Source organism: Pseudomonas asplenii (assembly GCF_900105475.1).
GTDB classification, from domain to species: domain Bacteria; phylum Pseudomonadota; class Gammaproteobacteria; order Pseudomonadales; family Pseudomonadaceae; genus Aquipseudomonas; species Aquipseudomonas asplenii.
Map to the genome: position 1 here is coordinate 2,279,076 of NZ_LT629777.1, position 13,732 is coordinate 2,292,807.

Sequence of the window (13,732 nt, forward strand, 5' to 3'; positions counted from 1 at the left end):
TCGGCTTATCCAATCGCGTCATCCCTGTAGGGCAATCCTTACACCAACTCTTCCAGACTGCTGAGGACAATCTCTCACACCCCCCGATTTGCGCTGCCGGCAGCCTTCACTAGGCTTAGACCACGGCAGTCAAAACAAGAAGGTGTGGGTATGAGCGAGGTTGATTCAAGTGCTGGGGCCAAGGACATCCTGGTCAGCTTTCGTGGCGTGCAGAAGAGCTACGATGGCGAGAACCTGATCGTCAAGGACCTCAACCTGGACATTCGCAAGGGCGAATTTCTTACCCTGCTCGGGCCTTCCGGTTCCGGCAAGACCACCAGCCTGATGATGCTGGCCGGGTTTGAAACCCCGACCGCCGGCGAGATCCAACTGGCCGGCCGCTCCATCAACAACGTGCCACCGCACAAGCGTGATATCGGCATGGTGTTCCAGAACTATGCACTGTTCCCGCACATGACCGTGGCCGAGAACCTGGCGTTCCCGCTGAGCGTGCGCGGTCTGAGCAAGACCGACATCAGCGAGCGGGTCAAGCGCGTGCTCGGCATGGTCCAGCTCGACAAGTTCGCCCAGCGTTATCCGGCGCAGTTGTCCGGTGGCCAGCAGCAGCGGGTGGCGTTGGCCCGGGCGCTGGTGTTCGAACCGCAGCTGGTGCTGATGGACGAACCGCTGGGTGCGCTGGACAAGCAGTTGCGCGAACACATGCAGATGGAAATCAAGCACCTGCACCAGCGCCTCGGTGTGACCGTGGTCTACGTGACCCACGACCAGGGCGAAGCCCTGACCATGTCCGACCGGGTGGCGGTGTTCCATCAGGGCGAGATCCAGCAGATTGCGCCGCCACGTACCCTGTACGAAGAGCCGTGCAATACCTTCGTCGCCAACTTCATCGGCGAGAACAACCGTCTGAGCGGACGCCTGCACAGTCATACCGGCGACCGCTGCGTGGTCGAGCTGGGCCGTGGCGAGAAGGTCGAGGCATTGGCGGTCAATGTCGGCAAGGCTGGCGAGCCGGTGACCCTGTCGATTCGCCCCGAGCGCATCAGCCTCAACGGTTCCAGCGAATCCTGCGTCAATCGTTTCTCCGGACGCGTGGCTGAATTCATCTATCTGGGCGACCACGTTCGTGTCCGCCTGGAAGTCTGCGGCAAAACCGACTTTTTCGTGAAACAACCCATCGCCGAGCTCGACCCGGCGCTGGCGGTCGGCGATGTCGTTCCCCTTGGCTGGCAGGTCGAGCACGTTCGTGCGCTGGACCCGTTGCTCGACGCCGGCTGATCGCTGTACCCCCAAGAGGCGAACCCATCGCCCCGTGCTTCACCAACCTGCACTCGTGGAGAGAAGAATAAATGCTCAAATCCCTGAAATTCAGCGCCCTCGCAGTAGGGCTGATGTGCGCGGCAAATGTCATGGCGGCGACCGACCTGACCGTGGTGTCCTTTGGTGGCGCGAACAAGGCGGCCCAGGTCAAGGCGTTCTACGCACCTTGGGAAGCCCAGGCGGGCAATGGCAAGATCGTTGCCGGCGAATACAACGGCGAAATGGCCAAGATCAAGGCCATGGTCGACACCAAGAGCGTGTCCTGGGACCTGGTCGAGGTCGAGTCGCCTGAGCTGTCCCGTGGCTGTGACGAAGACATGTTCGAGCAACTGGACCCTGCGTTGTTCGGCAAGAGCGAAGACTACGTCAAGGGCGCCATCCAGCCTTGTGGCGTAGGTTTCTTCGTCTGGTCGACGGTGCTGGCCTACAACGCCGATAAACTCGCCTCCGCACCCGCCAGCTGGGCCGACTTCTGGGATACCAAGAAATTCCCGGGCAAACGTGGCCTGCGCAAGGGCGCCAAGTACACCCTGGAATTCGCTCTGATGGCCGACGGTGTTGCGCCGAAAGACGTCTACAAGGTGCTGGCCGGCAAGGATGGCCAGGATCGCGCGTTCAAGAAGCTCGACGAACTCAAGCCGTACATCCAGTGGTGGGAAGCCGGTGCCCAGCCGCCGCAATATCTCGCTTCCGGTGACGTGGTGATGAGCTCGGCCTACAACGGCCGGATCGCTGCGGTACAGAAGGAAAGCAACCTGAAGGTGGTGTGGAACGGCGGGATCTACGACTTCGATGCCTGGGCCATTCCGAAGGGCCTGGACAAGGCGCGTGCCGATGTCGCGAAGAAATTCATCGCCTTCTCGGTCATGCCGCAGCAGCAGAAGACCTACTCGGAAAACATCGCCTACGGCCCAGCCAACACCCAGGCGGTACCGCTGCTGGCCAAGGACATCCTCAAGGATATGCCGACCACTCCGGAAAACATCGCCAACCAGGTGCAGATCGACGTCAGCTTCTGGGCTGATAACGGCGAGCAACTGGAGCAGCGCTTCAACGCCTGGGCGGCCAAGTAATACGCCACTGCCCCTTGTGGGAGTCGGCTTGCTGGCGGCGGCGTCCACCCGGACGCCGTACATCCGGCCTGCCTTGACCTGTAGGAACGTGGCTTGCCCGCGAATAGGCCCTCGAGGCCGTCAAAAGCTTCGCAGGCAAGCCTCGCTCCTCCAGGGCTGGTTTCCACATCGGGTGTCGGTATGCGGTCAGTCACAATAAAAATTTTCCGGAGTTCGTCATGGCCATCACCGTTCCTCTGAACGAGGGGACCAGTCCCACCCTGAAGCAGCGCCTGGCGCGTGCCGAGCGGGTCAACCGCTGGAAGGCCCAGGCCCTGATCGCGCCGCTGGTGCTGTTCCTGCTGTTGGTGTTCCTGGTACCGATCGTTGCACTGCTCTACAAGAGCGTCGGCAACCCCGAGGTGGTCAATGCCCTGCCGCGTACCGTGGCGGCCGTGTCGGCCTGGGACGGTAAAGGCCTGCCTGGCGAAGCGGTGTACAAGGTCCTCGGTGAAGAGCTGAGTGAGGCCCGCAAGAATCAGAGCCTGGGCGATCTGTCCAAGCGCCTGAACATGGAACTGGCCGGCTATCGCAGCCTGCTGACCAAGACTGCTCGTTCCCTGCCGTTCAAGGCCGAGCCGGCCTCCTACAAGGATGCCCTGGAAGCGCTCGATGAACGTTGGGGCGATCCGGCGTACTGGCAGGCGATCCGCCGCAATACCAGTAGCATCACCCCCTATTACCTGCTGGCGGCTGTCGATCACCGTATCGACGACCTCGGCGAACTGGCCCCGGCTACTCCTGACCAGGCCATCTATCTCGATATCTTTGCTCGCACGTTCTGGATGGGGCTGGTGATCACCGCGATCTGTCTGGTCCTGGCGTACCCGTTGGCCTACCTGTTGGCGAATCTGCCAGCGCGCAAAAGCAACCTGTTGATGATCCTCGTGCTGTTGCCGTTCTGGACCTCGATCCTGGTACGCGTCGCGGCCTGGATCGTGCTGCTGCAGTCGGGCGGCCTGATCAACAGTGCGCTGATGGCCATGGGCGTGATCGACAAACCGTTGGAGCTGGTGTTCAACCGCACCGGGGTCTACATCTCCATGGTGCACATCCTGCTCCCGTTCATGATCCTGCCGATCTACAGCGTGATGAAAGGCATCTCGCCGACTTACATGCGCGCGGCGATTTCCCTGGGTTGCCATCCGTTCGCCAGTTTCTGGCGGGTGTATTTCCCGCAGACCTATGCCGGTGTGGGCGCCGGCTGCCTGTTGGTGTTCATTTTGGCGATCGGCTACTACATCACCCCCGCGCTGTTGGGCAGCCCGAACGATCAGATGGTCAGCTATTTCGTCGCCTTCTACACCAACACCAGCATCAACTGGGGCATGGCGACGGCGCTGGGCGGCCTGCTGCTGCTGGCAACCGTGGTGCTGTACCTGATCTACAGCCGGCTGGTGGGCGCGAGCCGCCTGAGCCTGGGTTAAGGAGAGAATCGAAATGCTCAGTCCGTACATGTCGCCCGTCGAGCGGGTCTGGTTCTACAGCTTGCGCATTCTGTGCGGGTTGATCCTGTTGTTCCTGGTCCTGCCGGTGCTGGTGATCATTCCGTTGTCGTTCAATGCCGGCAGTTTCCTGGTCTATCCACTGCAGGGTTTCTCCCTGCACTGGTATCAGGACTTCTTCGCCTCCGCCGAGTGGATGCGGGCCCTCAAGAACAGCATCATTGTTGCCCCGGCGGCGACGGCGCTGGCGATGATCTTCGGTACCCTGGCGGCCATCGGCCTGACTCGGGGTGATTTTCCTGGCAAGCCGCTGGTCATGGCCCTGGTGATTTCGCCGATGGTGGTCCCGGTGGTGATCATCGGAGTTGCCAGCTACCTGTTCTTTGCCCCACTGGGACTGGGTAACAGCTTCCTGTCACTGATCGTGGTGCATGCGGTATTGGGTGTGCCGTTTGTGATCATCACGGTTTCGGCAACCTTGCAGGGCTTCAACCACAACCTGGTGCGCGCCGCAGCCAGCCTGGGGGCATCGCCACTGACGGCGTTTCGCCGGGTGACCCTGCCGTTGATTGCACCAGGGGTGATTTCCGGGGCGTTGTTCGCCTTCGCGACCTCCTTCGATGAAGTGGTGGTGACGCTGTTCCTCGCCGGCCCCGAGCAGGCAACGTTGCCACGGCAGATGTTCAGTGGCATCCGCGAGAACCTCAGCCCGACCATTGCGGCCGCTGCGACGTTGCTGATTGCCTTCTCGGTGATCCTGCTGCTGACCCTGGAATGGTTGCGGGGCCGCAGCGAGAAACTGCGTACTGCCCAAGTCTGATGCCACTCTGAAGGCCATGAAGAGGTTATTGCGAGGCGACTAAAGTCGTAGGAAAGAGCCTGCTGTAAGTGCGGCCAATCATCGCGGTCACGGTGCGCTCGGCGAAATATGAGGTATACAATGCGCGCCACCGTGATTCTGCTCAAAAAGGTGCGTCATGCAGCCCTTCGCAATTGCTCCGTCGATTCTTTCTGCCGACTTCGCCCGCCTGGGTGAGGAAGTGGACAACGTCCTCGCCGCTGGCGCCGACATCGTGCATTTCGATGTCATGGACAACCACTACGTCCCCAACCTGACCATCGGCCCGATGGTCTGTGCGGCCCTGCGCAAGTACGGCGTGACCGCGCCGATCGATGTACACCTGATGGTCAGTCCGGTCGATCGCATCATCGGCGATTTCATCGAGGCCGGTGCGACCTATATCACCTTCCATCCCGAAGCCACTCTGCATGTCGACCGCTCCCTGCAACTGATCCGTGACGGTGGTTGCAAGGCCGGCCTGGTGTTCAACCCGGCGACCCCGCTGGATGTGCTCAAATACGTGATGGACAAGGTCGACATGGTCCTGCTGATGAGCGTCAACCCGGGTTTTGGCGGCCAGAAATTCATCCCCGGTACCCTCGACAAGCTGCGCGAGGCACGGGCGCTGATCGATGCCTCCGGGCGCGATATCCGCCTGGAAATCGACGGTGGGGTGAACGTGAACAACATTCGCGAAATCGCGGCGGCTGGCGCGGATACCTTCGTTGCCGGTTCGGCGATCTTCAACGCTGCGGACTACCGTGAAGTCATCCAGAAGATGCGCGCCGAACTGGCGCTGGCTCGTCCATGAGCGCCTTCGAGCAGCTCTTCGCCGGAAGGCTGCCCAAGCTGGTGATGTTCGATCTGGATGGGACGTTGATCGACTCGGTACCGGATCTGGCGGCGGCCGTCGACAAGATGCTGCTCGCTCTGGGGCGGCCCGCCGCCGGCCTGGACGCGGTGCGTGAATGGGTCGGCAACGGCGCTCCGGTGCTGGTGCGTCGGGCGCTGGCTGGCGGTCTCGATCACTCGGCGGTGAGCGAAAGCGATGCCGAGCAAGGGCTGGAACTGTTCATGGAGGCCTACGACGGCGGCCATGACCGGACCACGGTCTACCCAGGCGTGCGCGAAACTCTGGGCTGGATGCAGAAGCAGGGTGTGGAAATGGCCCTGATCACCAACAAACCCGAACGTTTCGTTGCGCCGTTGCTCGATGAGATGAAATTGGGACGGTTCTTCCGCTGGATCATCGGCGGTGACACCCTGCCGCAACGCAAGCCCGATCCGGCGGCGTTGTTCCATGTGATGAAAATGGCCGGTATTGCGGCGTCGCAAAGTCTGTTCATCGGCGATTCGCGCAGCGATGTGCAGGCGGCCAAGGCTGCCGGAGTGGCCTGCATTGCACTCAGCTATGGCTACAACCATGGTCGACCGATCGCCGAAGAACACCCGGCGCTGGTCATCGACGATCTGCGCGAGCTGATTCCTGGTTGCCTGGAGGGCGGCGCTGAGCTAATGTCGGCGGACTGTAATCAATCCCCTCCTGGAAACGCCATCGTGGTGGTCACTCGCAAACTCTGGATGAAAGTCATCAAGGCCTTGGCCCGTTGGCGTTGGCGCGCCTGACATTTATCTGGCCGCCCCGTGCGGCGCGTTTGCATACCTGACCGTTTGAACCTCAAGCCACGAGGCACATGATGACCCGCGAAGAATTCCTGCGTTTGGCCGCTGCCGGCTACAACCGCATCCCGCTTGCCTGCGAAACCCTGGCCGACTTCGATACCCCGCTGTCGATCTATCTGAAACTGGCCGACCAGCCCAACTCCTACCTGCTCGAGTCGGTGCAGGGCGGCGAGAAATGGGGTCGTTATTCGATCATTGGCCTGCCATGCCGCACCGTGTTGCGGGTGCATGATCACCAGGTCCGTGTCACCCACGACGGCGTCGAGGTCGAAGCGTGCGAGGCCGAAGACCCATTGGCTTTCGTCGAGGCCTTCAAGGCGCGTTACAACGTCCCGACCATTCCTGGTTTGCCACGTTTCAACGGCGGCCTGGTGGGGTACTTCGGTTATGACTGCGTGCGTTATGTGGAAAAACGCCTGGGCAAGTGTCCGAACCCCGATCCACTGGGCGTACCGGACATTCTGCTGATGGTGTCCGATGCCGTGGTGGTGTTCGACAACCTGGCTGGCAAGATGCACGCCATCGTCCTGGCCGATCCGGCGCAGGAGAATGCCTACGAGCAGGGCCAGGCGCGCCTGCAGCAGTTGCTTGAACAGTTGCGCCAGCCGATCACCCCGCGTCGCGGCCTCGAACTGGATCGCCCACCGGCGGCCGACCCGGTGTTCCGTTCCAGTTTCACCCAGGGTGACTACGAGCGCGCGGTCGATACCATCAAGGAATATATCCTGGCCGGCGACTGCATGCAGGTGGTGCCGTCGCAGCGCATGTCCATCGACTTCAAGGCCGCTCCCATCGATCTGTACCGGGCGCTGCGCTGCTTCAACCCGACGCCGTACATGTACTTCTTCAATTTCGGTGATTTCCACGTAGTCGGCAGCTCGCCGGAAGTGCTGGTGCGGGTCGAAGACAACCTGATCACCGTCCGGCCAATCGCTGGTACCCGTCCGCGTGGCGCCACCGAAGAGGCCGACCGGGCGCTGGAGGAGGACCTGCTGTCGGATGACAAGGAAATCGCCGAACACCTGATGCTGATCGACCTGGGCCGCAACGATACCGGTCGGGTTTCCGAGATCGGTTCGGTGAAGCTCACCGAGAAGATGGTGATCGAACGTTATTCCAACGTGATGCACATCGTCTCCAACGTCACCGGCCAGCTCAAGAATGGCCTGACCTCCATGGATGCACTGCGGGCGATCCTGCCGGCCGGTACGTTGTCCGGAGCGCCGAAGATCCGTGCCATGGAAATCATCGACGAGCTGGAACCGGTCAAGCGCGGCGTGTATGGCGGCGCGGTCGGTTACTACGCCTGGAACGGCAACATGGATACCGCGATTGCCATTCGTACCGCGGTGATCAAGGACGGCGAGCTGCACGTGCAGGCCGGTGGCGGCATCGTCGCCGACTCGGTACCGGCGCTGGAATGGGAAGAAACGCTGAACAAGCGTCGCGCGATGTTCCGTGCGGTTGCCCTTGCTGAACAAACCCCCGCGTCCGACGCCTGAGGAACCCTTTGTCATGTTGCTGATGATCGATAACTACGACTCGTTTACCTACAACGTCGTGCAATACCTCGGTGAACTGGGCGCGGACGTCAAAGTTGTGCGTAACGACGAACTGACCGTGGCCGAAATCGAAGCCCTCAAGCCTGAGCGCATCGTGGTCTCGCCCGGCCCTTGCACACCGACCGAGGCAGGTATTTCCCTGGAAGCCATCCAGCATTTCGCCGGCAAGCTGCCGATCCTCGGCGTGTGCCTGGGACACCAGTCCATCGGCCAGGCCTTTGGTGGGGACGTGGTGCGGGCCCGCCAGGTGATGCATGGCAAGACCAGTCCGCTGTTCCACGAAGGCAAGGGTGTGTTCGAGGGATTGCACCTGCCGTTGACCGTCACGCGCTACCATTCGCTGATCGTCAAGCGTGAAACCTTGCCCGATTGTCTGGAGCCGACCGCCTGGACCCAACTGGAGGACGGCTCGATCGACGAAATCATGGGCTTGCGCCACAAGACACTGAACATCGAAGGGGTGCAGTTCCACCCCGAGTCGATCCTCTCCGAGCAGGGACATGAGCTGTTCGCCAACTTTCTCAAACAGACCGGTGGCGTGCGCTAAGGAGTTTTCATGGATATCAAGACAGCCCTGGGCCGTATCGTCGGCCATCTGGATCTGAGCACCACCGAGATGAGTGATGTCATGCGTGAAATCATGACTGGGCAATGCACCGAGGCGCAGATCGGCGCCTTCATGATGGCCATGCGCATGAAGAGTGAAAGCATCGACGAGATCGTCGGCGCGGTCTCGGTCATGCGCGAGTTGGCGGACAAGGTCGAGTTGAAGAGCCTTGACGGCGTGGTCGACGTGGTTGGCACCGGCGGCGATGGCGCGAATATTTTCAACGTTTCCACGGCATCGGCCTTCGTGGTCGCGGCGGCTGGCTGTACGGTCGCCAAGCACGGCAACCGCGCCGTATCGGGCAAGAGCGGCAGTGCCGATCTGCTGGAGGCGGCGGGTGTCTATCTCAATCTGACGCCGGTTCAAGTGGCACGCTGCATCGATAACGTCGGCATCGGTTTCATGTTCGCCCAGACCCATCACAGTGCGATGAAATATGCCGCCGGTCCGCGTCGCGATCTGGGCCTGCGCACCCTGTTCAACATGCTTGGCCCGCTTACGAATCCGGCTGGCGTGAAGCATCAGGTGGTCGGCGTGTTCACTCAGGCACTTTGCCGACCATTGGCGGAGGTGCTGCATCGCCTGGGCAGCAAGCATGTGCTGGTGGTGCATTCCCAGGACGGTCTGGACGAATTCAGCCTGGCGGCGCCGACCTACGTGGCCGAACTGAAAAATGGTGCAATAACCGAGTATTGGGTTCAGCCCGAAGACTTGGGTATAAAGAGTCAGAGTCTGTTTGGCTTGGTGGTGGAAAGCCCGGCGGCTTCCCTGGAGCTGATTCGTGACGCACTGGGGCGCCGCAAGACCGAAAATGGCCAGAAGGCTGCGGAAATGATCGTGCTCAACGCTGGCGCCGCGCTGTATGCCGCTGACCATGCCAGCAGTCTCAAGGAAGGCGTGGCCCTGGCCCATGACGCCTTGCATACCGGCCTTGCTCGAGAAAAACTCGAAGAGCTGGGCGCGTTCACCGCGGTATTCAAGCAGGAGAATGAAGCATGAGTGTGCCAACCGTTCTGGAGAAAATCCTCGCCCGCAAGGCGCAGGAAGTTGCCGAGCGCAGTGCTCGCCTGAGCTTGGCCGAGTTGGAAAAACTGGCCCGTGCTGCCGATGCCCCGCGTGGCTTTGCCCGGGCGTTGCTTGAGCAGGCCAAGCTGAAGCAGCCGGCAGTGATTGCCGAAATCAAGAAAGCCTCGCCAAGCAAAGGCGTGATCCGCGAACACTTCGTTCCGTCCGAGATCGCCAGCAGTTATGAGAAGGGTGGGGCGACCTGCCTGTCGGTATTGACTGACGTGGATTATTTCCAGGGCTCGGACCTGTACCTGCAACAAGCTCGTGCCGCCTGCAAACTGCCGGTGATCCGCAAGGATTTCATGGTCGATCCGTATCAGATCGTCGAAGCCCGGGCCATGGGCGCCGATTGCATTCTGCTGATCGTCGCCGCGCTGGAAGACGGGCAGATGGCCGAGCTGGCCTCGCTGGCCAAGGATGTCGGGCTCGATGTGCTGGTGGAGTCCCACGACGCCGCCGAACTGGAGCGGGCACTGAAGCATCTGGATACGCCGCTGATCGGTATCAACAACCGCAACCTGCATACCTTCGACGTCAGCCTGGAAACCACTCTCGATTTGTTGCCGATGGTACCCCGCGACCGTCTGGTGATCACCGAGAGCGGCATCCTCAATCGCGCCGATGTCGAACTGATGGAAATCAGTCAGGTGTACTCGTTCCTGGTCGGTGAAGCGTTCATGCGCGCACAGAGCCCGGGTGATGAACTGCAGCGGCTGTTTTTCCCTGAGCGCGGGACGCCGGTGATTAGCGGCTCCACTCTCGATTGAAACCTGTTGTTCGAACAAGCCGGCGTTGCCGGCTTTTTCATGGCCACGATTAAACGGATTTTTTTGCCATGACTCTGCCTGTTGTACTTACCGTCGAAGTCGGCCTGCGTGCCGAACAGGATCTGCTGGCCGAGGTGTGTGCCGGTGAGCGCGATGGGGGGCTGCTGTTCTGGCAACCCAGCGACCGCGCCCTGGTCATGCCGCGGCGCTTGAGTCGGTTGTCGGGCTTCGAACAGGCCAGTGAAGCGCTGGCCGCCAGCGGCTGGCCGGTTCTACTGCGTGAAACCGGTGGCGAGCCGGTTCCGCAGTCGTCGTCGACGGTCAATATTGCCCTGGTCTATGCGCCGCCGCGCAGCGAGGGAGACCAGAACCGTATCGAAACCGGTTATCTGCGTCTGTGTCAGCCGATCTGCGCTGCGCTGGATGAGCTGGGAGGCGTCGCGTCGCTGGGCGAAATCGAAGGGGCGTTCTGCGATGGCCGTTACAACGTCAACCTCAATGGCCGCAAACTGGTCGGCACGGCTCAGCGTTGGCGGCAGAGTCGGGGGGGAACGCGTCCGGTGGGGTTGGTGCATGGGGCGATGCTGATCGACGACGAGCGTGAGTCGATGGCTGCGGCGGTCAATCGGTTCAATCAGGCGTGTGAGCTGGAGCAGCGGGTTCGTGCCGCGAGCCATATTGCCTTGCATGAGGTTTATCCGGCACCGCTATTCCTTGAGCGGTTGGCCGGCTCGTACCAGCAGTTGCTGGCCGATTTGCTCAAGGCCTAGCGAGTGCCGAAGACCACCATGGTCTTGCCTTTGACGTTTACCAGGCTCTGCTCTTCCAGATCCTTGAGTACCCGGCCAACCATTTCCCGTGAGCAACCGACGATGCGACCGATCTCCTGGCGGGTGATCTTTATCTGCATGCCGTCCGGGTGGGTCATGGCGTCCGGTTGCTTGCACAGGTCCAGCAGGCAGCGAGCGACACGCCCTGTGACGTCGAAGAACGCCAGGTCACCGACCTTGCGGGTGGTATTGCGCAAGCGCTGAGCCATCTGCCCGCTGAGTGCATAGAGGATGTCCGGGTCCTGCTGGGCCAGTTCGCGGAATTTGCCGTAGCTGATTTCCGCCACTTCACACTCGACCTTGGCACGTACCCAGGCACTGCGCTCCTGTTCCTGCCCGGCCTGCTCGAACAGTCCCAGTTCACCGAAAAAGTCTCCGGCGTTGAGATAGGCAATGATCATTTCTCGTCCGTCATCGTCTTCGATGAGGATGGTGACCGAGCCCTTGAGGATGAAAAACAGGGTTTGCGAACGATCCCCGGCGCAGATGATGTTGCTCTTTGCCTGGTGGCGACGGCGTTGGCAGTGCGCCAGCAGTTTGTCGAGGTTCTTGATCTTGGAGGTGGAAGCCAGAGCAACCATGTTTGTATCCCGGAAAGACTGCGCGGTTTGATTTGATTTTTTGTCGTAACCAAAAAAAGCTGGCATAACGCCAGCGATTTGGCGTCAGCTTAACAGACGCGTTGTCCCGTGATGACGGAATTTAACGCGCCGGCCAACCAGTCGTCGCCTGAGCTTGTCTGGCGCTGTGCTAAGCTGATAGCCCTTTTTTATCAGTGGAGTCTTGGCGATGAAGGCACGCATCCAATGGGCTGGCGAAGCCATGTTCCTCGGAGAGTCGGGTAGCGGGCATGTGGTGGTAATGGACGGTCCGCCGGAAAGCGGTGGCCGTAATCTGGGTGTGCGCCCCATGGAAATGGTCTTGCTGGGGTTGGGCGGTTGCAGCAACTTCGATGTGGTCAGCATTCTGAAGAAGGCGCGCCAGCCGGTCGAGAGCTGTGAGGCTTTCCTCGAAGCCGAACGGGCCAGTGAAGATCCGAAAGTGTTCACCAAGATCCACCTGCATTTCGTGGTCAAGGGCCGTGGCCTGAAGGAAACCCAGGTCAAGCGGGCGATCGAACTGTCTGCCGAGAAGTACTGTTCGGCCTCGATCATGCTCGGCGCTGCCGGGGTTGCTATCAGTCATGACTACGAGATCGTCGAACTCGGCTGAGATCACCGTGGGCCTTGTTCGCGGATGAGTCCTGCTCCCACAAGGGGGATTCACATCCAAGGCATATCGCCGCGAACAGGTGGCCACTTCAATCAAGGCCTGCGGTTTCAGATACGATAGGTGCTCTTGGTCATGACCTTGGCCAGCAGGCTCATGCCGAATTTCACGGGTGCCGGGAAACGGAAGCCGCCTGCGTCGAGCGCCACTTCGGCATGATGTTCCTCGTCGATACGCATCTGTTCAAGAATCGCCCGGGATTTTTCGTCTTCGGCAGGCAATTGCTCGAGGTGTTCGTTCAGGTGCTTGCAGACCTGATCTTCGGTCGCGGCGACGAATCCGAGGCTGACCTTGTCGCTGATCAGTCCGGCCACCGCACCGATGCCGAATGACAGGCCATAGAACATTGGATTGAGCACACTCGGACTGCTGCCCAGTTGGCGGATACGTTGTTCGCACCAGGCCAGATGATCGATTTCTTCTTCGGCTGCGTGCTCCATGGCCGCGCGTACGTGGGGCAGCTTGGCGGTCAGCGCCTGGCCCTGGTACAGCGCCTGGGCACAGACTTCGCCGGTATGGTTGATGCGCATCAGACCGGCAACATGGCGGGTATCTTCCTCGCTCATCTGCGCTTCGGGCTGGACGATCGCCGGCGAGGGTCGATAGGGCTGGCCGCTGAACGGGAGCAAGGTGCGCATGGCGGCATCGGCTTGCAGCAGCAGGCGGTCAATCGGCGAGTAGTGACGTTGGGTAGTCATGCTGACCTCCAGAAGAATCTCTGTCGGCAGTTTACCCCAATCCGTAGCGGAAGGTTTGAGCTGGGTCATCGGCAGGATGGGCGGGCGCTATCACCCGCAAGCGCAGCGCCACCCAGTCTGCTCCTGAAATCGGCGTATCAGCCCGGCGGCCAGTTCATCTGGCGCTGACCCAGCACATGCATGTGAATGTGGTAAACCGTCTGGCCACCCTTCTCGTTGCAGTTCATCACCACGCGAAAGCCTTCCTTGCAACCCTGCTCCAGGGCCAGGCGTTGGGCCGTGAACAGGATATGCCCGGCCAATGCCTTGTCTTCCTCGGTCAGGTCATTGAGGGTCGCAATCGGCTTCTTCGGAATGACCAGGAAATGCACCGGTGCTTGCGGGGCAATATCGTGAAACGCCAGGACCTGGTCGTCTTCGTAGATGATCTTCGCGGGTATTTCCCGGTTGATGATCTTGGTGAACAGAGTATCCACAACGGTTTCTCCATTTGGGTGGGATGGGCCGGAGTCTGTCTGCTGCGGCCTGCGAGT

At 60.8% G+C, this 13,732-nt stretch carries 15 protein-coding genes; 12 read left to right on the forward strand and 3 right to left on the reverse strand.

Going from position 1 to position 13,732, the window contains the following annotated elements; translation table 11 throughout:
• Positions 1-150 precede the first annotated feature (150 nt).
• The 11 genes from BLU37_RS10330 to BLU37_RS10380 all read left to right on the forward strand — a co-directional run bounded on the left by BLU37_RS10330 (position 151) and on the right by BLU37_RS10380 (position 11,172).
• A complete protein-coding gene (locus BLU37_RS10330; protein ID WP_090204596.1) occupies positions 151-1,275 on the forward strand; it encodes an ABC transporter ATP-binding protein in 1,125 nt (374 codons plus the stop codon).
• A 71-nt stretch (positions 1,276-1,346) separates the two neighbouring features.
• Positions 1,347-2,390 (forward strand): ABC transporter substrate-binding protein, encoded by a 1,044-nt coding sequence (locus tag BLU37_RS10335; RefSeq protein ID WP_090204599.1) that lies wholly within the window; start codon positions 1,347-1,349, stop codon positions 2,388-2,390.
• A gap of 218 nt (positions 2,391-2,608) precedes the next feature.
• Positions 2,609-3,856 (forward strand): ABC transporter permease, encoded by a 1,248-nt coding sequence (locus BLU37_RS10340; protein WP_090204601.1) that lies wholly within the window; start codon positions 2,609-2,611, stop codon positions 3,854-3,856.
• A gap of 13 nt (positions 3,857-3,869) precedes the next feature.
• On the forward strand, positions 3,870-4,694 hold the full coding sequence (locus BLU37_RS10345; RefSeq protein ID WP_010444172.1) for an ABC transporter permease: 825 nt from the start codon (positions 3,870-3,872) through the stop codon (positions 4,692-4,694).
• A gap of 157 nt (positions 4,695-4,851) precedes the next feature.
• On the forward strand, positions 4,852-5,526 hold the full coding sequence (gene rpe / locus BLU37_RS10350; protein ID WP_090204604.1) for a ribulose-phosphate 3-epimerase: 675 nt from the start codon (positions 4,852-4,854) through the stop codon (positions 5,524-5,526).
• Positions 5,523-6,341, forward strand: coding sequence for a phosphoglycolate phosphatase (locus BLU37_RS10355; protein ID WP_010444170.1), 819 nt, complete (start codon positions 5,523-5,525; stop codon positions 6,339-6,341). Before rpe ends, BLU37_RS10355 begins: the two co-directional genes overlap by 4 nt.
• Positions 6,342-6,412: 71 nt before the next feature.
• Positions 6,413-7,900, forward strand: coding sequence for an anthranilate synthase component I (gene trpE / locus BLU37_RS10360; protein WP_090204607.1), 1,488 nt, complete (start codon positions 6,413-6,415; stop codon positions 7,898-7,900).
• A 13-nt stretch (positions 7,901-7,913) separates the two neighbouring features.
• The gene (locus tag BLU37_RS10365; RefSeq protein ID WP_090204609.1) at positions 7,914-8,507 is read left to right on the forward strand and encodes an aminodeoxychorismate/anthranilate synthase component II; all 594 of its coding nucleotides are present in this window, start codon (positions 7,914-7,916) and stop codon (positions 8,505-8,507) included.
• 9 nt (positions 8,508-8,516) lie between these two features.
• A complete protein-coding gene (gene trpD / locus BLU37_RS10370) occupies positions 8,517-9,566 on the forward strand; it encodes an anthranilate phosphoribosyltransferase (RefSeq protein WP_019360713.1) in 1,050 nt (349 codons plus the stop codon).
• A complete protein-coding gene (trpC, locus tag BLU37_RS10375; protein WP_010444166.1) occupies positions 9,563-10,402 on the forward strand; it encodes an indole-3-glycerol phosphate synthase TrpC in 840 nt (279 codons plus the stop codon). The genes trpD and trpC overlap by 4 nt, the downstream gene beginning before the upstream one ends.
• A gap of 68 nt (positions 10,403-10,470) precedes the next feature.
• Positions 10,471-11,172 (forward strand): lipoate--protein ligase family protein, encoded by a 702-nt coding sequence (locus tag BLU37_RS10380; protein WP_090204612.1) that lies wholly within the window; start codon positions 10,471-10,473, stop codon positions 11,170-11,172.
• Here the strand turns inward: BLU37_RS10380 and crp are convergent.
• A complete protein-coding gene (gene crp / locus BLU37_RS10385) occupies positions 11,169-11,813 on the reverse strand; it encodes a cAMP-activated global transcriptional regulator CRP (RefSeq protein WP_010444164.1) in 645 nt (214 codons plus the stop codon). The two genes, BLU37_RS10380 and crp, sit on opposite strands and share 4 nt — an antisense overlap.
• Positions 11,814-12,021: 208 nt before the next feature.
• Here crp and BLU37_RS10390 point away from each other — a divergent pair, with 208 nt between their 5' ends.
• Positions 12,022-12,444 carry an OsmC family protein gene (locus BLU37_RS10390; RefSeq protein WP_010444163.1) on the forward strand — a complete coding sequence of 141 codons (423 nt, stop codon included), beginning with the start codon at positions 12,022-12,024 and terminating at the stop codon, positions 12,442-12,444.
• A gap of 107 nt (positions 12,445-12,551) precedes the next feature.
• On the opposite strand, the gene coq7 is transcribed toward BLU37_RS10390, so the two are convergent.
• Positions 12,552-13,199: a 2-polyprenyl-3-methyl-6-methoxy-1,4-benzoquinone monooxygenase gene (gene coq7 / locus BLU37_RS10395; protein WP_090204615.1), complete on the reverse strand. Its 648-nt coding sequence runs from the start codon at positions 13,197-13,199 to the stop codon at positions 12,552-12,554.
• A gap of 137 nt (positions 13,200-13,336) precedes the next feature.
• The gene (locus BLU37_RS10400; RefSeq protein WP_090204618.1) at positions 13,337-13,675 is read right to left on the reverse strand and encodes a histidine triad nucleotide-binding protein; all 339 of its coding nucleotides are present in this window, start codon (positions 13,673-13,675) and stop codon (positions 13,337-13,339) included.
• Positions 13,676-13,732: the final 57 nt, after the last annotated feature.